Source organism: Pelagibacterium sp. H642, assembly GCF_031202855.1.
Taxonomy (GTDB): Bacteria; Pseudomonadota; Alphaproteobacteria; order Rhizobiales; family Devosiaceae; genus Pelagibacterium.
This window is the reverse complement of record NZ_CP101829.1, coordinates 3,567,851-3,591,714: the sequence shown is the minus strand read 5'-3', so window position 1 is coordinate 3,591,714 and position 23,864 is coordinate 3,567,851. Positions and strand designations below refer to the sequence as shown.

The 23,864-nt window shown below is 60.7% G+C and carries 20 protein-coding genes; 12 read left to right on the top strand and 8 right to left on the bottom strand.

Features of this window, described 5'->3' with window-relative positions:
- Nucleotides 1-38 precede the first annotated feature (38 nt).
- Nucleotides 39-500, bottom strand: a complete 462-nt coding sequence (locus tag NO934_RS17935; protein WP_309161377.1) for a peroxiredoxin — start codon at nt 498-500, stop codon at nt 39-41.
- Between the two features lie 148 nt (nt 501-648).
- Here NO934_RS17935 and NO934_RS17930 point away from each other — a divergent pair, with 148 nt between their 5' ends.
- Nucleotides 649-4,122 (top strand): hypothetical protein, encoded by a 3,474-nt coding sequence (locus tag NO934_RS17930; protein ID WP_309161375.1) that lies wholly within the window; start codon nt 649-651, stop codon nt 4,120-4,122.
- A 17-nt stretch (nt 4,123-4,139) separates the two neighbouring features.
- Complete coding sequence (locus NO934_RS17925) at nt 4,140-4,502, top strand: hypothetical protein (protein ID WP_309161373.1); 363 nt, start codon at nt 4,140-4,142, stop codon at nt 4,500-4,502.
- A 41-nt stretch (nt 4,503-4,543) separates the two neighbouring features.
- On the opposite strand, the gene tyrS is transcribed toward NO934_RS17925, so the two are convergent.
- Together tyrS and NO934_RS17915 are read right to left on the bottom strand one after the other, a co-directional pair.
- Entirely contained in the window at nt 4,544-5,797 is a 1,254-nt protein-coding gene (gene tyrS, locus NO934_RS17920) for a tyrosine--tRNA ligase (RefSeq protein ID WP_309161372.1), read from the bottom strand.
- Nucleotides 5,798-5,939: 142 nt separating this feature from the next.
- Nucleotides 5,940-6,602, bottom strand: coding sequence for an alpha/beta hydrolase (locus NO934_RS17915; protein ID WP_309161371.1), 663 nt, complete (start codon nt 6,600-6,602; stop codon nt 5,940-5,942).
- Between the two features lie 245 nt (nt 6,603-6,847).
- Between NO934_RS17915 and NO934_RS17910 the strand changes: the two genes are divergently transcribed.
- The 7 genes from NO934_RS17910 (at nt 6,848) to sufA (ending at nt 13,598) form a co-directional block, all read left to right on the top strand.
- The gene (locus NO934_RS17910) at nt 6,848-7,990 is read left to right on the top strand and encodes a cysteine desulfurase family protein (RefSeq protein ID WP_309161370.1); all 1,143 of its coding nucleotides are present in this window, start codon (nt 6,848-6,850) and stop codon (nt 7,988-7,990) included.
- A 15-nt stretch (nt 7,991-8,005) separates the two neighbouring features.
- Entirely contained in the window at nt 8,006-9,538 is a 1,533-nt protein-coding gene (sufB, locus tag NO934_RS17905) for a Fe-S cluster assembly protein SufB (RefSeq protein ID WP_309161369.1), read from the top strand.
- Nucleotides 9,539-9,616: 78 nt separating this feature from the next.
- Nucleotides 9,617-10,369: a Fe-S cluster assembly ATPase SufC gene (sufC, locus tag NO934_RS17900; protein ID WP_309163760.1), complete on the top strand. Its 753-nt coding sequence runs from the start codon at nt 9,617-9,619 to the stop codon at nt 10,367-10,369.
- 12 nt (nt 10,370-10,381) lie between these two features.
- The gene (gene sufD / locus NO934_RS17895) at nt 10,382-11,593 is read left to right on the top strand and encodes a Fe-S cluster assembly protein SufD (RefSeq protein ID WP_309161368.1); all 1,212 of its coding nucleotides are present in this window, start codon (nt 10,382-10,384) and stop codon (nt 11,591-11,593) included.
- Nucleotides 11,572-12,810, top strand: coding sequence for a cysteine desulfurase (locus NO934_RS17890; RefSeq protein ID WP_309163759.1), 1,239 nt, complete (start codon nt 11,572-11,574; stop codon nt 12,808-12,810). Before sufD ends, NO934_RS17890 begins: the two co-directional genes overlap by 22 nt.
- 12 nt (nt 12,811-12,822) lie before the next feature.
- A complete protein-coding gene (locus NO934_RS17885; RefSeq protein WP_309161367.1) occupies nt 12,823-13,209 on the top strand; it encodes an SUF system Fe-S cluster assembly protein in 387 nt (128 codons plus the stop codon).
- Between the two features lie 2 nt (nt 13,210-13,211).
- Nucleotides 13,212-13,598, top strand: a complete 387-nt coding sequence (gene sufA, locus NO934_RS17880) for a Fe-S cluster assembly scaffold SufA (protein WP_309161366.1) — start codon at nt 13,212-13,214, stop codon at nt 13,596-13,598.
- On the opposite strand, the gene NO934_RS17875 is transcribed toward sufA, so the two are convergent.
- From NO934_RS17875 to parE, 3 genes are all read right to left on the bottom strand, one after another.
- A complete protein-coding gene (locus NO934_RS17875) occupies nt 13,543-14,637 on the bottom strand; it encodes a diguanylate cyclase (protein WP_309161365.1) in 1,095 nt (364 codons plus the stop codon). The two genes, sufA and NO934_RS17875, sit on opposite strands and share 56 nt — an antisense overlap.
- Nucleotides 14,638-14,926: 289 nt before the next feature.
- On the bottom strand, nt 14,927-16,279 hold the full coding sequence (locus tag NO934_RS17870; RefSeq protein WP_309161364.1) for a DEAD/DEAH box helicase: 1,353 nt from the start codon (nt 16,277-16,279) through the stop codon (nt 14,927-14,929).
- Between the two features lie 268 nt (nt 16,280-16,547).
- Nucleotides 16,548-18,560, bottom strand: coding sequence for a DNA topoisomerase IV subunit B (gene parE, locus NO934_RS17865; protein ID WP_309161362.1), 2,013 nt, complete (start codon nt 18,558-18,560; stop codon nt 16,548-16,550).
- Nucleotides 18,561-19,076: 516 nt separating this feature from the next.
- Between parE and NO934_RS17860 the strand changes: the two genes are divergently transcribed.
- Together NO934_RS17860 and NO934_RS17855 are read left to right on the top strand one after the other, a co-directional pair.
- Nucleotides 19,077-19,970: a sulfotransferase domain-containing protein gene (locus NO934_RS17860; protein WP_309161361.1), complete on the top strand. Its 894-nt coding sequence runs from the start codon at nt 19,077-19,079 to the stop codon at nt 19,968-19,970.
- A gap of 272 nt (nt 19,971-20,242) precedes the next feature.
- A complete protein-coding gene (locus NO934_RS17855) occupies nt 20,243-21,862 on the top strand; it encodes an ABC-F family ATP-binding cassette domain-containing protein (RefSeq protein ID WP_309161360.1) in 1,620 nt (539 codons plus the stop codon).
- Here NO934_RS17855 and NO934_RS17850 read toward each other — a convergent pair.
- Both NO934_RS17850 and NO934_RS17845 read right to left on the bottom strand, forming a co-directional pair.
- Nucleotides 21,792-22,121 carry an Atu4866 domain-containing protein gene (locus NO934_RS17850; protein WP_309161359.1) on the bottom strand — a complete coding sequence of 110 codons (330 nt, stop codon included), beginning with the start codon at nt 22,119-22,121 and terminating at the stop codon, nt 21,792-21,794. The two genes, NO934_RS17855 and NO934_RS17850, sit on opposite strands and share 71 nt — an antisense overlap.
- On the bottom strand, nt 22,121-22,849 hold the full coding sequence (locus tag NO934_RS17845) for an SDR family oxidoreductase (RefSeq protein ID WP_309161358.1): 729 nt from the start codon (nt 22,847-22,849) through the stop codon (nt 22,121-22,123). Before NO934_RS17845 ends, NO934_RS17850 begins: the two co-directional genes overlap by 1 nt.
- A 101-nt stretch (nt 22,850-22,950) precedes the next feature.
- On the opposite strand from NO934_RS17845, the gene NO934_RS17840 reads away from it, so the two are divergent.
- Nucleotides 22,951-23,853, top strand: coding sequence for a LysR family transcriptional regulator (locus tag NO934_RS17840; protein WP_309161357.1), 903 nt, complete (start codon nt 22,951-22,953; stop codon nt 23,851-23,853).
- The last annotated feature ends 11 nt before the right edge of the window (nt 23,854-23,864 follow it).

Here is a 23,864-nt window from a genome sequence, read left to right as displayed (position 1 = left end):
ATCTGAGGGGACTATGGCGCTCTATGGTTAATGGCGAGCTAACCCAAGGACTTGACCACGCGTTCCACATGGCCTTTGGCGCGGATATTGGGCCAGATCCTGGCGATCTTTCCGTCGGCGTCGATAAGGAAGGTCGAGCGGATCAATCCCTGATAGGTGCGTCCGTAATTGGTCTTTTCGCCCCAGACGCCGAAAGGGCCGATGGCCTTGTGATCGGGATCGGAAAGCAAGATGGGCGAGAGTGAGTAGTCGGCGCGAAAACGTGCAAGCTTTTCAACGCTGTCGGGGGAGATGCCGACAAGCAGGGTGTTGTGTTCGGCGAACCAGTCGGCGTGGGCAGTGAAGGAAAGATTCTCGTCATTGCAGGCCGGCGTGTCGGCCTGTGGATAGAAGTAGATAAGCACCGATTTGCCGCGCTGATCCGAGAGGGTGAAGTGCGCTCCGGTATCGGTCTGGAGGGTGAAGTCCGGGGCAGCTTGTCCGGCGGCCAATTGGGTCATGTGCGTTCCCTCCAAGTTGTGTGCAAGCGTCAGTTTTTCCCAAACCGGCTACCAGCGCCATATTCAAGCCGATATGGTCGGTAAGAGACAGCTTTAAGAGCCGATTCTCCAGCCCTTTTGGCGGATTCTATGGAACCTGCACCTGACAGTGATTGAGACGACACGTCCCTGGCAAGCCATCTCGGGAGCGCAACGGCGGCTGGCGCTCAAGGTGCTGGCCTGGATCGGCATCGGATTGTTCGTCGCCTTCGCCGTTCTTTATGTGCGCCTGCTGTTCGGGCCAATCTCGCTCAACTTCCTGTCCGATCGGGTCAAGGGCGCGATTGCCGGTGTCGTTGCGGAAAACTTCGTCGTTGACTGGCAAGACTTCGGACTGTCGCTGACCGGGCCGGTGAGCATCGGTTTCCATTTTTCAACGGTTACGCTCACCGAGCGGGCGACGGACGCGACAATCGGGATGGAGGCGTTGGAAATCGGGCTTTCTCCCATCGGCGCCGCCATGGGGCGCCCCGACGCCCGGGTCATTTTGATCGAACCGAAATTTCAGATGCTGCAGAACCTGCTCGGTCCGCGCCTTTCCCGCTTCGAGTTCCTCGAAGTGGAGGGGACCGGAGAAACAGTAGTGCGCGTTCTGGAGGGGGAAGAGAGCGCACCGGCAGTGCAGATCGGCGATGACGGCATCTCACTGGGGGAGGACCGGGCTGCCGACCTCGGGCTGCGCTCGGACAATGACTGGATGGTGCTCAATGTCCAGGCGCTCAATCAGTCGCTGGCTCAGCTTGCCGAACAGGCGATGGCGGGGCAGGTGCGCCGGGTGGAAATCCGCGACGGCTCGATGGGCGTTCTCGATACCGTTTACGGGCTCTATAAATCCTTCGATCAGGTCAATGTGGATGTGCGGTCCGGGCGCATCGATGGGCGCGTGGCCGTCGACTTTTCGGCGCGCATCGCCGGTAATGTCATGGAAGGCGAGATCGTCCGGGAGATCGGGGACGACGGTGCGCAGATCGAGGCAGGCATTCGCAATCTCGATTTTTCGACGATCGTGCCGTTTCTCGATGATGCAAAGGGCTTGGCGGCGCTGCGCGGTGCGGGGGAGCTTGGACTGTCTGTCGACTTCGGACCGGGAGGCGAGGACAGCAAGGTGGAAACCGGCCGCATCACTGTCGATGTTTCAGGCACAGAGCTGCGGCTCAACAATGACATGTTTCCGATTTCGGCCGAGCCGATCCTTGTGGAGTGGGATCCGGAGCAATCACTGTTCAGCGTCGCCGACGTCGAGGTGGCGATCGGGCAAAGCAGGGCGACGATTGGTGGCGACATCGTAATGGGCTTCGACGACCAGTTCGGGCCCACACTGGGCATGTCGATCCGGGCGCGAGACGTGTGGCTGCATCCTGACGACCTCGAGGCGCCGACCGAGCCGTTCGAGGAAATCCATTTCGAGGGATGGTCGGCGCCGCTCTACGGTGCACTGGGCATCGACAGAATGGTCGCCGCCAAGGAAGGCGTAAGCGTTGTACTGCAGGGGCGCGTCGACATGGTACGCGAGGGCGTTGGGCTTGACGTAACCCTGAGCGGCCGGGGCGCTTCTGCGGATGATATCAAGCGGCTCTGGCCCTACCCGTTCGCGCGTGAAGGCCGGGAGTGGTTTGCCGAATATGTGGCTGACGGGTCCGTCCAGTCGGCCGATATGCACTTCAACTTCCCAGTTGGCAGCATCTCGATGGATGGCGAGCCGCGACCGATGCCTCAGGGCGCTATGCGAGTGGACCTGGTGGGGAGCGGTGTGCAGCTTTTGCCCATCGACGGACTCCCTGAAGTCCAGGTCGAGGGAGAAGCGCGGCTTACCATGCGCGACAACCAGCTCACCATGGCTTTCGAAAGAGCCCGGGTGCCCGAATTTGGTGATGAGGTTGCGATCACCAATGCCGCCTATATCAACCAGGATATCTCGGCAGCCGAGCAGATCTTCGAGATTTCCGGGGACGTGACAGGCTCGGTGCCGGGGATACTGGAAATCGCCAGTGGAGAAACGCTCGAACTGCTCGAGGATTTCGATATCGGCGTCGATATCGAGGACCTCGCGGACGATTTGACCGGGCAGGTACAGTCGACCATCATTGCCACGATCGAAACCGACGATACCGGGCGATCGACCAAAACCGACTACACGCTCAACGGCTCGATCACCGATCTGGCAAGCAGCCAGCCGATACAGGGCGTCGCGTTCGATGATGGCGATTTCAATTTTACGGCATCGCAGGCCGGGTTCCACGTAACCGGTGATGCCAATGTCGGGGAAGCGGAGGTCGACATCGAAGCCACCCAGTCGGGCGCAGGAGCACCCGAGGTGCTTATTGGCTCGACGTTCGATGTTTCCGATGCCGCGGCCCTGGGGATCGATCTTTCCGAATTCATGGGCGGATCGGTTCGGGTAGTGGCCAAGCCGCTCAACGACGGAACGATCGAGATTGCCGCCGACCTGACGGAAACGGAACTCACGATCAGGGACATTGGAATCACCAAGCCCGCCGGCACCAGCGGCGGTCTTGAGGCGATTGTCGCGATAAACGAGGAGGAGATTGCCATCTCCGACGTGACGCTGGCTTTTGGGACGGCGCGGCTGGAAGGCGATATGACGCTCACCACGCAAGGTGAGCTGGTCTCGGCCGATTTTCCGACCTTCCAGGTGAGCGAGGGCGACAATGCGCAGGTGAGTATGACTCCGATCGAAGGAGGCTATGCCTTCGAGGTCGAAGGCGAGCAGCTCGACATCAAGCCGGTGCTTGGGCGCTTCTTCAATCTGGACGGGAATGCCAGTGCCGAGGCGAGCGAAGACCTCGAGGATCAGATCTTCAACGTCAGCGTCGACCTCGACCGTGCGCTTGGTCACTATGGTACGGCAGTATTCAACGTGGACCTCGATCTGTCGGTACGGGGGGAGCAATTGCGCAGTGTCAACCTAGCCGCGCAATTCAGCGGTGGCAGGTCGGCATCGGCCACCACCAATCCACTGCCTTCGGGGCGCGTGATTTCGTATGCGACCAACGATCTGGGCGAGACCCTGCGCTTCATCGGCATTTACCCGCGTCTGGTGGGGGGCGAAGGCAGTATGGTGATGCGGTTCGATGAGGCGCATCAGGCCGACACCGGTGAATTCGTCGTGCGTAATTTCGCCGTCGTAGATGAAGTCAATCTCGATGCCATCGTGGGTTCGCATGACGAATCGCGCGAAGTGGTGGGCGGCGCCTCTGCAATCGAGTTCGATTATGGCAGGGCGGAGTTCGTGCGATTTTCCGACCGGATCGAACTGGTGGATGCAGCCATTTATGGTGATACGGTCGGCGGAACGATCCGGGGAAATGTTTTCACTGACGCGGGACAATACGACCTCGCCGGAACCTATGTGCCGCTGTTCGAGGTCAACAATTTCTTCCAGCAAATTCCAGTCCTCGGACCCATCTTCGGGGGGCGAGAGGGGGAGGGGCTTATCGGAGTGACGTTCGCGGTGCGCGGACCGCTCAGCCAGCCCGAATTGCTGGTCAACCCGGTTTCGATCCTCGCGCCGGGAGTGTTTCGGACGCTGTTCGAATACCGGGCGGCGAACCAGCTCAATTGATCCGCGGGAGCGGTGTTATGCGAATTTTATGGTGGCTCATCATAGTTGCCGTTGCCTTGGGTGCGTTCCAAACCAAGGCCGGAGAGTTTCCGGCCGTCGTCGAACACGCGCTGGGGCAGACAGTCGTGCCGGCGGAACCGGAGCGCATCGTAGCGATGACCAACCGGGACGCGGAAACACTGCTGGCGCTTGGCGTAGTGCCGGTGGGTATTCAATCCCAACTTGGCTTCGAAGGCGGGGTCGGGCCTTGGGCGGAGCCGCTGCTGCGAGATGCGCGGCCGGAGGTCTGGCTGGGCATGGAGATCAACTATGAAGCCGTCGTGGCTATCGCAGCTTTCCATCCCTTACGCGCTGGATCGGCTGTTGCCACGGATCGCTGAGGCGCTGGAAGCCGGGGAGTGATGTCCCGGCTTCCTTTGGATCAGACCGGCTTTAAGAGCACGTGGCGCTTCTTGCCGATCGAAAGCTTGATGACGCCTTCGGAGAGGACCTGGGCTTCGCCGAGGCTCATCTTCTCGTCAGTGACCGTCTCGTCGTTCACGCGGAGTGCGCCAGCCTGGATGTGACGGCGGGCTTCACCGTTTGAAGCGGCGAGACCGGCAGTAACCGTAGCGGCGAGGATGCCAAGGCCACCGCGCAGGGCCGACCAGCCGATCTGGATAGTTGGCAGCGAAAGATCGAGTTGTCCGGCTTCAAAGACCGCTATGGCGGTCGCCGCGGCTTCCTCGGCAGCGGAGCGACCATGGACGAGCGCGGTGACCTCGGTCGCCAGCACCTTCTTAGCTTCGTTAATGTCGGTGGCGACGCCGCCGACGACGCGGGCGATCTCATCGAGCGGAAGCGTGGTGAAGAGCTTGAGGAACCGTTCTACGTCGGCATCCTCGGTGTTCCGCCAGTACTGCCAGAAATCATAGACCGAGAGCGCATCGGCGTTGAGCCACACGGCTCCGTTGGCGGTCTTGCCCATCTTCTGGCCGGAGGCCGTGGTGAGCAGCGGCGAGGTCAGCGCGTAGAACTGGGTGTCGAGCATGCGATGGCCCAGATCGAGGCCGTTGACGATATTGCCCCATTGGTCCGAGCCGCCCATCTGCAAGGTGCAGCCGTAGCGCTGGTTGAGCTCGACGAAATCGTAGGCCTGCAGGATCATGTAGTTGAATTCGAGGAACGAGAGCGACTGCTCGCGGTCCAGCCGCAGCTTGACCGAATCGAAGCTCAGCATGCGGTTGACCGAGAAATGCCGGCCCACATCGCGCAGGAAGGCGATATAGCCCAGATCGAGCAGCCAATCGGCGTTGTTGGCCATGATGGCCGGGTTCTCGGCGCGATCGAAATCGAGGAAGTTGGAGAACTTTTGCTTGATGCCTTCGATATTGGCGCCAATGCCTTCGACGGTCAGGAGCTTGCGGGCCTCGTCCTTGAAGGAGGGATCGCCGATCATGCCGGTGCCGCCGCCCATGAGCGCAATGGGGCGATGGCCGGTCTTCTGCATCCAATGGAGCATCATGATCTGCATGAGGTGCCCAACATGCAGCGAAGCCGCCGTGGGATCGTAGCCGATATAACCGGTGACGATCTCGGTCGAGAATTTCTTGTCCAGTCCCTCGGGATCGGAGATCTGGTGGATGAAGCCGCGCTCGGAGAGCGTATGAAGGAATTCGGATTTGAAATGGGTCATTGGTCTTGATTCCAGAGCGTTGAAGCTGCCCGGCGATCTTGCGCCGGGCGGGTTGGGCTCGAAATCATCCCCTTGGTCGGGCGCCCTTGCCGCCCAGGATGAGATTCGCGAGGAGCCTTAAGGCTCCCAAACGATCGCAGGGTTAGCGTCCGCCGCCGGCGGCGATCTCGGCCCGGCGACGGTCGAGGTACTCGCCGCACGCCTCGATCAGTTCATCGATCCGGTTTTCGTAGAAGTGGTTGGCGCCTTCCACGATCTGTTGCTCGATGGTGATGCCCTTCTGCAGCTTGAGTTTGTCTACGAGTTTCTGAACGGCCTCGGGAGGCGCAACGCGGTCCTTGTCGCCATGGATGATCAGGCCCGAGGAGGGGCAGGGCGCCAGGAACGAGAAATCATAGAGGTTTTCCGGGGGCGAAACCGAAATGAAGCCCTCGACTTCGGGACGGCGCATCAGGAGCTGCATGCCGATCCAGGCGCCGAACGAGAAGCCAGCGATCCAGCACCCGCGGCTCTCGCGGTTCAATGCCTGCAGCCAGTCGAGCGCGGCGGCGGCATCGGAGAGTTCACCGATGCCGTGGTCGAAAATGCCTTGAGAGCGCCCGACGCCGCGCGAGTTGAAGCGCAGCACGGCAAAGCCGCGTTTCACGAACATATAGAAGAGATTGTAGACGATCTGGTTGTTCATCGTGCCGCCGAATTGCGGGTGGGGATGAAGAACGATCGCAACGGGCGCGTTGGGCTCCTTGCCGGGCTGGTACCGGCCTTCGATCCGGCCCTCGGGTCCGTTGAAAATCACTTCAGGCATCTACTCTTACCTTTATGCTCTTTGTACCGCATGGGAGCTATGCGTGAGGCCGCGCCTCGGCTTGACGAACGGGCTGGGTGCCCATAAAACTGACCATGAAAACCAGTTTAGAATAATTCCAAATGGATTTCGTGCCGGCTCCCCGGCGTTTGTGAGCGCTCCTTTTACTTAAGGAGTGAGTCGAATTTCAAGGATTGTTTGCTGTGGCAAGGTCCAGCCGGACGCCGCAGCGAGTTGACGGGTCGATGAGCGCATATCTCGATCATAACGCTTCGGCGCCTTTGTTGCCGCGCGCGCGCGAGGCGATGGTTGCTGCGCTTGCCATGACGGGCAACCCATCCTCGGTCCACGGGCCGGGCCGGGCTTTGCGTGCCCTTATCGATGCAGCGCGGGACAAGGTGGCGAAAGCGGCCGGAGCCGAGGCGAAGCAGGTGGTGTTTACCGGCTCTGCCACCGAGGCTATCACCCAGGCTATCGTCGGGGGCGTCAAGGCGTTTGCGATCGACAGGGTGATCCTGTGCGCCACCGATCATGCGGCGACGCTCAAGGCCGCCGAAGCCACGGGCGTTTCGGTGCGGGTGGTCGGAGTCGATAAGGATGGACTTATCGATATCGAGGCGCTGGGACAGCATATCGAGACCGCGAACCTCGCCGGTGAAAAGCTGCTGGTTGCCTTTTCCTGGGTCAACAACGAGACCGGCGTTATCCAGCCGCGCGGGCGGATCGAGGCGATGGTGGGGCCGACACCCCATATTCTCGTCATCGACGCAGTGCAGGCTTTCGGGAAGCGCGATCTGGACTTTGCGGCCTCGCCTACCGATATGATGGCCATCTCCGCCCACAAGATCGGCGGGCCGGCTGGGATCGGCGCGCTGCTTGTCAAGGGGCACGCCGATACTGTGCGGCTGGTTCCTGGCGGCGGACAGGAGCAGGGTCGGCGCGGTGGCACCGAATCGGCGGCGCTGATCGCGGGGTTCGGGGCGGCCTGCGAAGGGTTTGACGAGGCTTTCTCGGTCGAGCGCGTCGGGGGGCTTGTTGAGCAGTTCGAGGAACGGCTTCTGATGGTCGCGCCCGATGCCGTGATCTTTGGCCGAGAAACCGAGCGGATCGGCACTACCGTCAATTTCGCGGTGCCGGGGCTCAAGAACACCGTAGCGATGATGAGCCTGGATCTGGCCGGCATCGCCGTTTCGTCCGGTTCGGCCTGCTCGTCGGGCAAGGTGGGACGCTCTCATGTGCTTAGCGCCATGGGTGTAGCGCCCGAGTTAAGTGAATGCGGCCTTCGGGTCAGTTTCGGCTGGTCTTCGGCCGCCGAGGAAATCGACGCCTTCTTCAAGGCCTATGAAACGGTGCTGAGCCGCCATCGCCAAAAAGGCGCGGCGGCTTAGAAAGTGGAGACTACCATGTCAAATTATGCTGACATTCCGACGCTCAAGGAAAACATCGATCGTGACACGGTCGATCAGGTTCTGGCACTCGACGTCGACAAGTACAAATATGGCTTTGAGACGATCATCGAATCCGACAAGGCACCCAAGGGGCTGACCGAGGAAACGGTGCGGTTCATTTCGGCGCGGAAGAACGAGCCCGAATGGATGCTTGAATGGCGTCTCGAAGCGTTCCGCCGTTGGCTGACGCTGGAAGAGCCGACTTGGGCGCGCGTCTCGTATCCGGCGATCGATTTCCAGGACCAGCATTACTACTCGGCTCCGAAGGGCGTGAACGGGCCCAAGTCGCTCGACGAGGTCGATCCTGAACTGCTGGCGACCTACGAAAAGCTCGGTATTCCGCTGTCAGAGCAAAAGATCCTGGCCGGCGTGCAGGATGCGGGCGAGCCGCAGGGCACTCCGTTCAGCGGCAATGTGGCCGTCGACGCCGTCTTCGATTCGGTGTCGGTGGTTACGACTTTCCGTGAGGAATTGGCCAAGCAGGGCATCATTTTCTGCTCGATTTCGGAAGCTGTGCGTGAGCATCCCGAGCTGGTGAAGAAGTACCTCGGTTCGGTGGTGCCCGTGACCGACAATTTCTATGCCACGCTCAATTCGGCGGTCTTTACCGACGGTTCGTTCGTCTACATTCCCAAGGGTGTGCGCTGCCCGATGGAGCTTTCCACCTATTTCCGCATCAATGAGCGGAATACAGGGCAGTTCGAACGCACGCTGATCATCGCCGAGGAAGGCTCCTATGTGAGCTATCTCGAAGGCTGCACGGCGCCCATGCGCGACGAGCACCAGCTACATGCGGCTGTTGTCGAACTGGTGGCGTTGGATGATGCGGAGATCAAGTATTCCACCGTCCAGAACTGGTATCCGGGCGACAAGGAAGGCAAGGGCGGCATCTACAACTTCGTCACCAAGCGTGGCGATTGCCGCGGAAAGAATTCCAAGATCTCCTGGACACAGGTCGAAACCGGTTCGGCGATCACCTGGAAGTATCCGAGCTGCATCTTGCGCGGCGATGGCTCGCGCGGCGAGTTCTATTCGATCGCCATTTCCAATGGAAAGCAGCAGGTCGATAGCGGAACCAAGATGCTGCACTTGGGCAAGAACACGTCCTCGCGCATCATCTCCAAGGGTATCGCTGCGGGCAATTCCGATAACACCTATCGCGGGCAGGTCTCGGCGCATCGTCGGGCGACGAACGCGCGTAACTTCACCCAGTGCGACAGCCTGCTGATCGGTGACCGCTGCGGGGCGCATACGGTGCCTTATATCGAGAGCCGCAATTCCTCGGCGGTGTTCGAACACGAGGCGACGACTTCGAAAATCTCGGACGACCAGATGTTCTACTGCCTGCAGCGTGGGCTCTCCGAAGAAGAGGCCGTGGCGCTGATCGTCAACGGCTTCGTGCGTGACGTGCTGCAGCACCTACCGATGGAGTTCATGGTGGAAACCCAGAAGCTCATCGGCATCTCGCTCGAAGGCAGCGTGGGCTGATCGGTCGCAACAGTTTTGCCCTCACGGGGCACCAACCATATGGGACGGCCGCTGGCCGGATTTGAAATGACGACACCTTTGCTTGAAATCAAGAACCTGCATGTCCGCGTCGAGGACAACGAAATCCTCAAGGGGGTGAACCTCACCCTCAATCGCGGCGAAGTGCATGCCATCATGGGCCGGAACGGCTCGGGCAAATCGACGCTGTCTTATGTGCTGGCTGGCAAGGAAGACTATGAGGTCACCGACGGCGAGATTCTGTTCGACGGCGAAAATCTCCTGGAAATGGAAGCCGACGAGCGCGCTGCCGCCGGGCTGTTCCTGGCTTTCCAGTACCCGATCGAAATTCCGGGCGTCGCGACCATGACGTTCCTCAAAGCCGCCATGAACGCCCAACGCAAGGCGCGCGGCGAGGCGGAGCTTTCGACGCCCGAGTTCATGAAGGCGGTCAAGGACGCTTCGACACTGCTCGATGTGCGGCAGGAGTTCTTGAAGCGCCCACTCAATGTCGGGTTCTCGGGTGGCGAAAAGAAGCGCGCCGAAATCCTGCAGATGGCGCTGCTGAAGCCCAAGCTCTGCATCCTCGATGAAACCGATTCCGGTCTCGACATCGATGCGCTCAAGGTGGTGTCGGAAGGGGTCAACAAGCTACGTGCGCCGGAGCGCTCGATGCTGGTCATCACCCACTACCAGCGGCTGCTCAACTATATCGTTCCAGACGTCGTGCATGTGTTCTCGGCCGGCCGGGTGGTTGAGACCGGCGACAAGTCGCTGGCGCTCGAGCTCGAAGCCAAAGGCTATGCCGACTTCGACGAAACCAACGCTGCCTGAGGATTTGACGCCGTGAACATTCAAACGCCAGTTCGTCTGAGCGGCGCCGAGGAAAGCCTCGTTGCCCAGCTCGAGAGCGTCGGGGCCGCCGATGCGGCCGAGCGCCTGCGCGTGATCGGACTGCCGACCCGCCGGGTCGAGACCTACCACTACACTGATCTCAAGAGCTTGCTGAGCCAGGTGCCGCCGCTTGCGAAGACCGCAAACGAGGCAAGCGCGCCCGCGATCGACATTCCCGGTGCTTACCGCGTTGTCATCGCCAACGGGGTCGTGCAGTCGGCAGCGACGGCTCCGGCCGGCGTGATCGTCGGCAAGGCAGCGGGATCGGTGCTGACCACGCGAGACGATGTCATCGTTCGGCTCAACGCTGCAATGGTCGCTGAATCGCTGACGCTGGAGCTTGCCGGATCGGTCGATCCGGTGATCCATGTCGACCGGCGGCTCGAAGGCGAGGCCGCTCACGTGCAGTCCGGTGCCAGGGTCAATGTCGCGCCCGGCTCCAAGGTCACGATCGTCGAAACTATCTCGGGCAGCGATGCAGCGCATATGGGCAATTCGGGCAGCTTCGTCTCGCTGGGCGAAGGTGCTGAGGTCACCCATGTGCTGGTTGATCTTTCGGCCCGACAGGCGACTAATTTCGCGACCGTCGAATACCGCATCGCGGGGGACGCCAATCTCAAGTCGATCGTTATCAATGCCGGCGCGCATCTAGCCCGGGCCAATGTATTCGCCGATTTCGTCGGTGAAGGTTCGCACGGGGATTTCTTCGGACTCAACGTTGTCGATACCGACGAACACCGCGACATCACGCTCGATGTGACTCATGGCGTGCCCAACACGACTTCGGCCGAGCTCTATAAGCAGATCGCACGCGGGCGTGGCCGGGCGGTGTTCCAGGGCAAGATCAACGTGGCGGTCGATGCGCAAAAGACCGACGCCAAGATGATGACCCAGGGGTTGATGCTCTCGGAAGAAGCGGAAATCCTGGCCAAGCCGGAACTCGAAATCTTCGCCGACGACGTGGTCTGCGGCCACGGCGCAACCTGTGGCGATCTTGACGAGACTTCGCTGTTCTACCTGATGAGCCGCGGCATTCCCAAAGCAGAGGCCGAGACGATGCTGATCCGCGCCTTCCTGGAAGAGATCACCGAAGCGGTCGACGATGAATACGTTGCCGAAGCGCTGTCGGGAATTGTGGAGCGCTGGCTCAAGAAGGACGCCTGATGGCTTTCGATCTCGCAGCCGTTCGCGTGGATTTCCCCATTCTCGAGGAGAAAATCCACGGGCGGCAGTTGGTCTATCTCGACTCCGGTGCCTCGGCGCAAAAGCCGGTGCAAGTGCTCGACCGCATGGACCATGCCTACCGGCATGAATATGCCAACGTCCATCGCGGACTTCATACGCTGGCCAACCGGGCGACCGAAGCGTTCGAGGCAGCGCGCGAGAAGGTGCGGGCCTTCCTCAACGCGGGCCGGGTCGAGGAGATTGTTTTCACGCGTTCGACAACTGAAGCGATCAATCTCGTCGCATCCTCTTTCGCCGGTCCACGCATCGGGGAAGGGGACGAGATCGTTATCTCGATCGCCGAGCATCACTCCAACATCGTACCCTGGCATTTTCATCGCGAGCGCAAGGGCGCGGTGATCAAATGGGTGGATGTGGCCGATGACGGGAGCTTCGATCTCGATGCTTTCGCGGCTGCGCTGACCGACCGCACGAAAATGGTGGCGATCACGCATATGTCGAACGTGCTCGGCAGCATCAACCCGGCTAAGGAGATCGTCGAGATCGCACATGCGCGCGGCATTCCAGTGCTGATCGATGGCAGTCAGGGCGCTGTGCACACCAAGGTCGACGTGCAGGATATCGGCGCGGACTTTTACGTCTTTACCGGGCACAAGCTCTACGGCCCAACTGGAATCGGCGTCCTCTACGGCAAGTACGAGCTTCTGGCCGAGATGCAGCCCTTCCTTGGGGGCGGGGAGATGATCGAGGAGGTGACTACGGATATGGTCACCTACAACGCGCCGCCGCACCGCTTCGAGGCCGGGACGCCGCCGATCGTGCAGGCGATCGGGCTGGGGGCGGCCATCGATTACGTTCGCGAACTTGGACGTGATGCGATCGAGGCGCACGAGCATGAAGTGGCGAGCTATGCTGCCGAGCGGCTGTCGCGCATCAATGCCTTGCGCATGATCGGAACGGCGCCGGACAAAGGCGGGATTTTCGCCTTTACGCTCGAAAACGCCCACGCGCACGACGTTTCGACCATTCTCGACCGCTACGGCGTGGCCGTGCGCGCCGGCACCCATTGCGCCATGCCGCTGCTGCAAAGATTTGGGGCAACCTCTACATGCCGCGCTTCGTTTGCCCTATATAACGGAAAGGACGATGTGGACGCGCTTGTCGAGGGGATCGAAAAGGCGCAGTCTTTCTTTTGATATTGGACCGTCATGACTGATACCGCACCGGAAAAAACCGAAACCGAAGCCAAGGGCTTCGTGGAAGGCGGCTCCGCATTGCCGCCGGAAGACGTGGAGCGCATCACCGCTGATCTGATCGCCGCGCTCAAGACGGTGTACGATCCGGAGATTCCCGTCGACATCTACGAACTCGGGCTGATCTACAAGGTCGACCTCGACGACGATCGTAAGCTCACCATCGACATGACTCTCACTGCGCCTGGCTGCCCGGTGGCCGGCGAAATGCCGGGCTGGGTCGAGAATGCGGCGCGGTCGGTAGAAGGCATCCAGGACGTGGAAGTCAACATGGTGTTCGATCCGCCCTGGGGGCCGGACCGGATGAGCGAGGAAGCGCAGGTTGCGCTGAATTGGTGGTAGATATGGCCTTCGCGATCATGCAATTGACTGATGCCGCATCCGAGCGCATCAAGGAAATTATCGAAGACAGCGACAAGCCGGTGATCGGCGTCCGCGTCGGCGTCAAGAACGCAGGCTGTGCGGGCATGGCCTATACGTTGGACTATGTGACCGAGCCGGTAGCGGGCGACGATCACATCCAGGATAAAGGCGTTGATGTTTGGGTGGAGCCCAAGGCTACGCTGTTCCTGTTGGGTACTGTTATGGATTTCGAGGAAACCAAAATGTCCTCGGGGTTCACTTTCAATAACCCCAATCAGGAAGGGGCCTGCGGTTGCGGCGAGAGCGTGCAGCTCAAACCTGCCGATTTGGCCGAATTGGCCAAGGCTCGGGCAGCAACGGCGGTTTAAGGTCGCTAGGCACGTCAGAGGCAGTTGCTGCCCCGGGTACGTCGCGCTCACTCATCACGCGATTTCGGCCGGCGCGTTTGGCCGCATAGAGGCACTTGTCCGCCCGCTCGATCAGGCTGGCAACAGTGTCGCCTTCTCGCCATTGGGCAGCGCCCACCGACAGGGTGATGCGCCCAAGCTTTTCATTGGTCGAGCGCTTGAGAAGTTCCTTTGCCTGCACCGACCGGCGGATGCTTTCGGCCACCGAGATCGCACCATCAAGCGATGTTTCGGGGAGGATGGCAATGAATTCCTCACCGCCAAACCGGGCCGGCATGTCCCGGCCCTTGAGATTGGCTTTCAGCACCTGAGCGACCAGCCGCAGCACCTGATCGCCGGTCAGATGGCCGTAGGTGTCGTTGAACGCTTTGAAATGGTCGATATCGAACACCAATAGCGAGAGCGAAGCGTTGGATGACTCCATCCGTTCCAGCTCTGTGGCGAACTGTTCATCGAAGCGTTTGCGGTTGGGGATCTTGGTCAAGGGATCGAGCATGGATTCCTTGCGCACCTCGTCAAGGTCACGCTGGAGCAGCGATATGTCGTGCTTGGAATTTTCCAGTTCCGCTTCAAGACGTCTGTTCATGTCCTGCATGCGCCGCGTTTCCTGGAGCAGGCGCGAGGACAGCATCTTGAGTGCGTCCTCATCTATGCCGGCCTCGAGATCACCCGAAGCCTGTTGCAGCGAGCCGGAATAGGAATCGGCCGACTCCATAGCGATATCGATCGCTTGGTTTACGTCCGAGATCTTCTGGCTCATCATCTGCGACATGGCGCGCAGCTTGTCTTCTATATCCGAAATCTTGAGGAAGCGCTCGCACAGTGCCGAGGCCGTTTCAATGCTGAGCGGGCCTTGCGGCAATATGGCGTTGATCTCGGCGTTGAGATCGGTATTGGCGCCGGTCGCGTAGGTATAGAAAAGTTCGAAATAAATCGGAAAGGGAGGGATTTGCGAGCGCTTGAGCAATGCAAACGCCGCATTGGCAAATCGCGCGGTCAAAGTCCAGGTTCGTCACGATGCGTCAACCATCACCTGTTCTGGCCCAATCGTAGGCCGGGATGGTTTAAGCGCGCCTTAAAGCGTCCATTGCAAGTGCTACGGAGATCGACAACATCAGAGCCTCAGCTCGTGCAGATCAAACCTGTGCATCGCAATGTGCAACTGCGTCCGAATGCGCCAGCGGCCCCCCGGCTCGGAACGATCGACTAGCTAAAGTCTGGCCGCTTCGTTGTCCAGTTAAAAATGTGTTTGCGTAGCAATGGCATAGCGCTCCTGTAGGGGCAGCGCGCTATTTGCCCACGGGACGGAGCAAAAAGGCCGGAATGTGTCCTTCGGTCTTGAAGCTTGCCGGACCGTCGTCATTGCTGCCACGCCGGGAGGTCTCCCGACGTTTGGGCTCGGCGGACTTGCCTTGCCGGGGCTGATCTTCGGCGGGTCGCTTGCTCTTCTGGCGCGAGCGTTTCGGCGCGGCTTCTGGTTGAGCATCGCCACCTTGAGAAGGTGCACTCACCGGAGCGGCATCGAGCCATTCGATGTCGCGCTGGATCAATTTGGTTATAGCGTCGACATATTTGCTCTCGCCGGGTCCCACCAGCGTGATCGCCGAACCTGAGCGGCCAGCACGACCCGTACGCCCGATGCGGTGCACATAGTCTTCGGCATGGGTGGGCACATCGAAATTGAAAACATGGCTCACGGCGGGAATATCAAGGCCGCGGGCCGCGACGTCCGATGCTACCAGAATGGGCAACGATCCTGCGCGGAAGCGATCGAGGGTCTCCATCCTCGATTTCTGATCCATGTCGCCATGCAGGGCGCCTGCGGAAAAACCATGGCGCTCGAGTGATCGCGCCACCGTGGCGACATCGCGCTTGCGATTGCAGAAGATGATGGCGTTTTTCATCTCCTTGGCGCTGCGGATCTGGTCACGCAGTGCGGCACGCTTTTCGGCCGGGGTTTTGCCGACCTTCAAGAGCTTTTGATCGATATTCTCGTTTGTCGAGTTCTGCCGGGCAACTTCGACCTTCACCGGATCGCGAAGGAAGCGCTGGGTCAGTTTCTGGATTTCCGGCGGCATGGTTGCCGAAAAGAACAGGGTCTGCCGGCGCGGCGGCAGCAGTCCGCAGATGCGTTCGATATCGGGGATGAAGCCCATGTCGAGCATGCGATCGGCTTCGTCTATGACGAGAATATCGACCCCGGTCAGAAGCAGGCGCCCCCGCTCGAAATGATCGAGCAGGCGGCCGGGTGTGGCGATCAGGACATCAGCACCTCGGTCGAGCTTCTTGTTCTGGTCTTCAAAGGAGACGCCGCCGATGAGCAGGGCGACAGTCAGCCGGTGATTCTTGCCATATTTCTCGAAGTTTTCATGAACCTGCGCCGCGAGTTCGCGCGTGGGCTCGAGGATAAGCGTGCGGGGCATGCGAGCCCGGGCGCGGCCTTTTTCAAGCAGCGAGAGCATGGGAAGCACGAAGGACGCGGTCTTGCCCGTACCGGTCTGGGCTATGCCGATCAGGTCCTTCTTCTCGAGGACGTGCGGAATGGCCTGCGCCTGGATATCGGTCGGCTTGGTATAGCCGGCTGCGGCGACTGCTTCGGTGACTTTATCGCCCAGGCCCAGCTCGGAGAATTCAACAGTCAAAATCGGGTGTCCATCATGTTCGTGTCAGATGCCACGGAAGTCATTGGCCATCGGCCTCTGATCGTCCCATTTCGAGGTGTCGCCAGCGGAAACGGTACACTTCATCCACACTTGGAGCTCTTCACGCTGGAAAACGCTTAGCTCGAACCCTGCATGGAATACGCAAGCGAACGGGTGTGGCCTCTGACGAGCGGGACCATAAACTACATTAGGTTCAAGTCAATCTTGATTTGGCCATCAAGATTAATGCGAGATGCCGCAATGCCGATCAAACATCGACATCGGTCACAAAGGCCGCCTTTTCAGAGATAAACTCGAAACGGGCCTCAGGCTTGTTGCCCATCAGCCGGTCGACTGTCTCGGTCGTTTCATCACGATCGGAAACGACACGGACCTGCAGCAGCGTTCTCGATTTGGGGTTCATCGTCGTTTCTTTCAAGTGGGCGTGAGGCATTTCGCCCAACCCCTTGAAGCGAGTAACTTCGACTTTGCCGCGGCCGGTGAATTCTTCCCTCATGAGCCGTTCCCGGTCGGCATCATCCATGGCATAGGCGGTCTTGGCGCCTTGGGAAAGCCGATACAAGGGCGGCAACGCCAGGTAAAGGTGGCCCTGCTCGATCAGCTTGGGTAGTTCCTGATAGAAGAAGGTCATCAAGAGCGAGGCGATGTGGGCGCCGTCCACGTCGGCGTCGGTCATGATGATGATCTTGTCGTAGCGCAGATCATCTTCGCGATATTTGTCGCGTGTGCCAACGCCAAGCGCCTGCAGCATGTCGGCAATGAGCTGATTGGCCGCAAGCTTGTCGCGGCTGGCGCCAGCGACATTGAGAATCTTGCCGCGCAAGGGCAAAACAGCCTGGCTGGCGCGATCGCGTGCCTGCTTGGCGCTGCCGCCGGCGCTATCGCCTTCGACGATGAAGAGTTCCGCCCCCTGAGCTGCCGATTGGCTGCAGTCGGCCAGCTTGCCGGGCAGACGCAACTTGCGGGTCGCCGATTTGCGGTCAATCTCCTTTTCCTTGCGCCGGCGCAGGCGGTCCTCGGCCCGCTCGATAGTCCAATCGAGGAGCTTGTTGGCTTGGTTGGGCGCTGCGGTGAGCCAGTGGTCGAAGGCATCGCGGATGGCGTTGTCGACGATGCGGGTTGCCTCACCAGACGCGAGCTTATCTTTTGTTTGCCCGACGAATTCGGGTTCGCGCACGAATACTGAGAGCATGGCGCCGCAATGACCGAGCACATCTTCGGAGGTGATGACCGAAGCGCGTTTGTTTCCGACAAGATCGGCGTAGTTCTTCAACCCGCGCAGTAGCGCGGTGCGCAGGCCAGCTTCATGCGTTCCGCCATCAGGCGTGGGCACCGTGTTACAATAGGAGGAGGTAAAACTATCTCCGATATACCAGGAGATAGCCCATTCCACAGAGCCGTGGCCGCCTGGTTTGCCGGTCTTGCCCGAAAAGACGTCGTCGATGATGCGCGTCTTGCCTTCGATGCGGCGCTCAATGAAATCGCGCAGCCCGCCGGGGAAATGGAAGACGGCCTTAGCCGGCACATCGTCGGAAGCGAGGACTTCGTCGCAGGACCAGCGGATTTCCACACCGCCGAATAGATAGGCCTTGGCGCGCGTCATCCGGAAGATGCGGTCGGGAATGAATTTGGCGGAAGCGCCGAAAATTTGCGGATCTGGGCGGAACCGGATCGTCGTGCCGCGCCGGTTGTGGACGCGCCCCATGTTTTCCAACGTCGATGTCGGAAGGCCACGCGAATAGGTTTGGCGGTAGAGAGTCTGGTCGATAGCGACTTCGACAATCAGATCATCGGTCAGGGCATTGACCACCGAAACGCCGACGCCATGCAAACCGCCCGAGGTTTCGTAGGCTTTGGAGTCGAATTTGCCGCCCGCATGGAGGGTGGTCATGATGACTTCAAGCGCCGAGAGGTGGGGCCGCTTGGGATGGCTGTCGACGGGAATGCCGCGGCCGTTGTCGATGACCGTTACGTAGCCATCCGCGCCCAAATGCACTTCGATCCGGGTCGCGTGCCCGCCGATCGCCTCGTCCATCGAGTTGTCGATGACCTCAGCGAACAGGTGATGGAGCGCGTTGACGTCCGTACCGCCGATATACATGCCCGGGCGGCGGCGCACGGGTTCGAGTCCCTCCAGAACCTCGATGTCGGCGGCCGTGTAGGATCCCGACGGCGCCGGCTCGCGGGCCGGAGCCGGCCGCTGCGGCTGGGGAGCCGGCGAGGGGGGAGTGTCACCGAAAAGATCGTTGTTGTCCGTCATGGGCCTCCAACGTCGCGCAATGCGAATCAGGGGAAGAAACTTGGCCTATCATAAGGCAATGAGATAAGGCGGAGACACCATAGTTTCCGCGCCATTTCAACTGTTTTGACGCATGCGCCGCAAGCGACGTGGGTGCTGCCCTAATCTCAACTTGGGACAGCTGGCGGCGCGTAAAACCGGGCACCGTTTACCTTCGGTTTGCCACTCGTCAGCACTTTCTTAAGTCTGATGGACTAGAAATTTCTTCATACGGTTCATGAGTTTGGAGTTGCCGTATGCCTGCCGAGCTTGCCGGGGATGCTGCGTATCATGCACCTGGTGCGGCACGCGAAAAGTTCAGGTGGGGCCAGGCCGGGTTGAAGAGTTCTGCGTACCGGCTTGCCCACCTATCTCTTCCCAAGATCGTGCTTCTGCCAAGCCTTGTGGCGGTGTTTTTCCTCGTCTGATTGCTCTGTGCCATTGCGCGCCTAGGCGGCGGGCGATAACAAGTGGCCGAGATGTTCCGAGGAGTTCCGCGTGTCCGAGCCGCAGGCAAAGCCCATTCGTCCGCTGTATTTCGTCGCCTCGTACCCGCGGTCGGGCAGCAATTGGGTGCGTTCGGCGATCTTTCTGATGATTGCGATGGCCCAACCCAATCCGCCCAAGCGGATCGACATGCGCAACATCGACAACATTATTCCGCTCGATTCCCAGGGCCGCTTCTATAAGGAGGTGACTGGCAAGGATGCCGGGGCGCTGGGGGAAGAGGAAGTGGCCGAAGCGCGGCCGCTCGTGCATCAGTTTTTAGCGAGCCAGCACAAGGGTTTCCCCGTGGTCAAGACCCACGCGATCCGGGGAACTTTTCATGGCCATCCCACCTTCAACACCAAGGTTTCCGTAGGCGGAACCTATGTTGTGCGCAACCCGCTGGATGTCGCGGCAGCACTGGTGGAGGCAACCGGATTGCAGCCGGTGCGGGTGATCGAGGCGATGATGACGAAGGATCGGCGGGTGAAGGCCAATCCACATCTGGTTTCCGAGCCGCAGGGTTCGTGGAGCCAGAACGTGGCGAGCTGGACGGCGCAGCGGCAGCCCGCGGTGCATGTTATTCGGTTTGAAGATTTGCGCGCCGATCCCGCCAAGCAACTCAAGAGGTTGGCGGCGCATATGAAGATTCCGGTTTCCGATAAGGGGCTTGCCACGGCGGTCGGATTGCTTGCGGAGACGCACAAGGCGCGGGGGCGCGAAGCGGGGGCTCGGGACTATCGCGAGACGCTTAAACCCTTGCATGCGCGAGCAATTATCGAAGCGCACGGGGTGCAGATGGATGCCCACGGGTACCTGACCGACAAGGTGCTCCAGTATGCCGACATCGACCGGCGGGCGGCTCTGGTTCTGGCGCAACGGCATGCGCCAAAGATCGCAAACTAGGCTTGCCCAGAACCCCGCATATTGCCAATATACGGGTCGAGATTGGCGTTTAAAATAATGGGAGGACGCCGTGGACAGCATTTGGCGACACTGTCGTGCGCGTGGACCTGTTTTTGCCCTGCAGCAGATGTTGCAGGGCTGACCTCCCCGGACATTCCGTACTCGTTTTTCCGCAAGGGTCTGCCCTAATCGAGCGCTGGCATCCATCACGTGATGCGGCGAGGCAGAAATTTGGCGTGCCGATTTGGCCGCCAACACCCTTCGAGACGACAATGACGACGATCACCCTCAAATCAGCCGGCGTGACCGGCAAGACGCAATTGTTCAACGAACTGACCCTCACGGTCGGACCTGGCGACCGGGTCGGGCTGGTGGGCGCGAACGGCGCGGGCAAATCCACACTGCTCAAATGCCTTACCGGCGAGGCCGATCTGACGAGCGGTGAGGTGACACTCTCGCGCGGGGCGCGGGTGGGGCAGGTGCCGCAGAGCGTGCCGGCAGAATTGCTTGAGCTCAGCCTGTTCGACGCCGTGGCGAGCGGGCTGAAACCGGAAACGCTTGCGAGCGAAAGCTGGCGTGTCGACGTGGTGCTGGACTCGCTTTCAACACCTGAGGAACTGCGGGATCGGCGCGTGCGGGAGCTGAGTGGGGGCTGGCAGCGGCTGATGCTGCTCATGCGTGCCTGGGTGGGCGATCCTGACGTGCTGGTGCTCGATGAGCCCACCAACCATCTCGACCTTGAAAAGATCGCGCTGCTCGAAAGCTGGTTTTCGGGGATCGGCAACGTGCCGGTGATCGTCGCCAGTCACGACAGGAGCTTTCTCGATGCGGTGACCAACCGCACGCTGTTTCTGCGGCCCGAGGTGTCGCGTTATTTTCCCTTGCCTTACAGCAAGGCCAAGGCGGCGCTGGCGGGGGAGGACGCGAGCGATGCGGCCAAGCGCGAACGTAATCTGAAAGAGGCGAACCAGCTTCGGCAGCAATCGGCCAAGCTCAAGAATATCGGCATCAATTCGGGCAGCGATCTTTTGCAGAGAAAGCAAAAGCAGCTTCGTGAGCGGGCCGAGAAAATCGAGGCGCAGGCCAAATCGCTGCACAAGGAGCGCAGCGGGGATATTCGGCTCGCCAATCGCGGAACGCATGCCAAGGTGCTGGTGGCGATCGAGAACCTGACGGTCAAAACGCCAGATGGGCGGAAGTTGTTCGGAATCCCCAAGCTGCATATCTTCCAGGGCGACCGGATCGTGCTCCTCGGGCGGAACGGCACGGGGAAATCGACGCTAATCGAGATGCTGCGCTCGGTGCTGCTGGCCGGGCGTGCCATCGAAGGTGTCAGGGCGACGCCGAGCCTTGTCACCGGATACATGGATCAGGCACTCGATTTCGTGCCGGAGAAGGAAACTCCGTTCGGCTATGTCTCGGCGCTGGGGCAGAACGATCAGCGAACGCAGGCGCTGCTGGCCGGGGCGGGGATCGACGTGGAGGCTCACGCGACGCCCATCGCGCGGCTGTCGCAGGGGCAGAGGGCGCGGTTGGGCCTGTTGGCGCTGCGGTTGATCGAGCCCAATTTCTATCTGCTGGACGAGCCGACAAACCACGTGGACATCCCCGGGCAGGAGACGTTGGCCGGCGAGATCATCGAGCACGAAGCCAGTTGCGTCCTGGTTTCGCACGACCGGGCGTTCGTGCGCGAGGTGGCCAACCGATTTCTGGTGATCGAGAGGGGGCGGCTGATAGAGGCCGAGGACGCCGAAGAGTTCTTCGCGGCAATGGCAGCGCATAATCAACTGTCCCGCGCCAGCAGGCGCGGGACAGGTTGCGTCACCGGCTATCGGGCACCTTGCCATCGCGGTAGAAGATCATGCCGCCATGGTAGAGGACATCGTCAATGAATTCGCCGTCGGCGGTGAAGCCGGTGTCGTCCCAGTAGTCGATGTGATTGCCGGACACCTCGTAGCGGCCCTGATAGGCGCTCTCACGGGTGCCGCGAGCCTCATCATAGCGGCCGTTTGGCAGGAGTTGCTGGCGAACGTGGCCATCGGCGGTGATCCACATGCCGACATAGGGGTGCGTTTGGGTCATGGTTTGCTCCGGTAGTACGGGGGTGGCAAACGCGATCGTGGTGATCGCAAGGATCGCGAGTCGGGGCATCAGTGCGCCGCCGCCGTTGGACGAATAACGATTTCATTGACGTCGACATCATCGGGCTGCTCGATCGCGTAGCAGACCGCCCGAGCAATGGCGTCGGGCTGCATTGCGATCGCGCGATAGTCTTTCATCGCCGCCGCTGCGGAGGGATCTGTGATGGTGCTTGCCAACTCGCTTTCCACGACGCCGGGATGAATGCAGGTCACGCGCAGATGCGTGCTTTCCTGACGCAGGCCATCCGAGATTGCCCGAACGGCGAATTTGGTGGCGCAATAGACGGCGGCCGTGGGCGAAACGACCAGCGCACCCACCGAGGCGATGTTGACGATGTGACCGAACCCCTGGCTGTTCATCGTCGGCAGGACAGCGCCAATGCCGTTGAGCACGCCCTTGATGTTGACATCGACCATCGCGTCCCATTCGTCGAGCTTGAGCGAGGCCATGGGCGATAGGGGCATGATCCCGGCATTGTTGATGATGACGTCGATCCGCCCCCACAGGGTCCGGGCGGCTTGCGCGAAGGCATGAACGTCTTGCCTGTCGGTGACGTCGAGGCGGCGGGCGATCGCCTGGCCTCCTGCGGCGTTGATCTCATCCGCCAGCGCTTCGAGCCTATCCAGTCTGCGGGCTCCCAGCATGACCTTTGCGCCCGCGTGCCCGAGTTCGCGGGCGATACCCTGGCCGATGCCGCTGCTCGCGCCGGTGATCAGGATGACCTTGTCGAGAGACATTGTTCGCTCCTTGTTTGGATGAAGACGGTGTGAAGTTAGGCAGAGGTGATTGGGGCAACAATCCGTGCAATAGTGCATGGCTTGGTAAGTGGAGCTAACCAATGAGCGACCTTAACGCGATCAGCGTGTTTCTGGCTGTCGCCGATCTGCGGAGTTTTCGGGGCGCGGCGGAACGGCTCGGGGTGACCCGGTCGGCCGTCAGCCAGGCGATCCGGCGCCTGGAGAGCGATCTGGGCCTTGCCTTGCTCCAGCGCACGACCCGGAGCGTCAATCTGACGGAGGCAGGGCAGGCATTTCATGCGCGGGTCGCGCCGGCCATGACCGAGATCGATGCGGCTCTCGCACACGCGCGGGACCAGGAACAGACGCCGCGGGGATTGTTGCGGCTTGCCGTCTCCACCATCGCAGAGAGCTTCTTGTCGGGCCCGCTGCTCGCCGGCTTTGCCGAACGCTATCCCGATGTCGCGCTGGAGGTGACGGTGACCGATCAGGAGTTCGACATCACGGCACAAGGGTATGATGCCGGGGTGCGGTTGGGTGAAGTCATCGAAAAGGACATGATAGCCATTCCCGCCTCGCCGGACCAACGGCAGGTGGCCGTCGCGGCTCCGTCCTATCTCGCAGCGCATGGCGCGCCCGAACATCCACGCGATCTCGCCGCTCACCGCTGCATCGGGTGGCGCCCGGTGCCGGGCGGAGCACCCTATCGCTGGGAATTTGCCGAGGATGGGCGCGCTTTCGACGTGGAAGTCGAGCCGGAGGTTACGACCAACGATATGTGGCTGATGGTGCGGCTGGCACGAGCGGGGGCCGGAATAACGTTCGGCATGGAAGAGACCTTCGCCCCCTATATCGAAAGGGGAGAGCTGGCCACGGTATTGGAACGGTACTGCCCGGCATTTCCGGGATTTTTCCTCTACTACCCTAACCGCCGACACCTTGCGCCAAAGCTGCGCGGGCTGGTCGATCACGTCCGCCGATGGCGGAAAACCGCGACTGGTTGACAATGTCACCT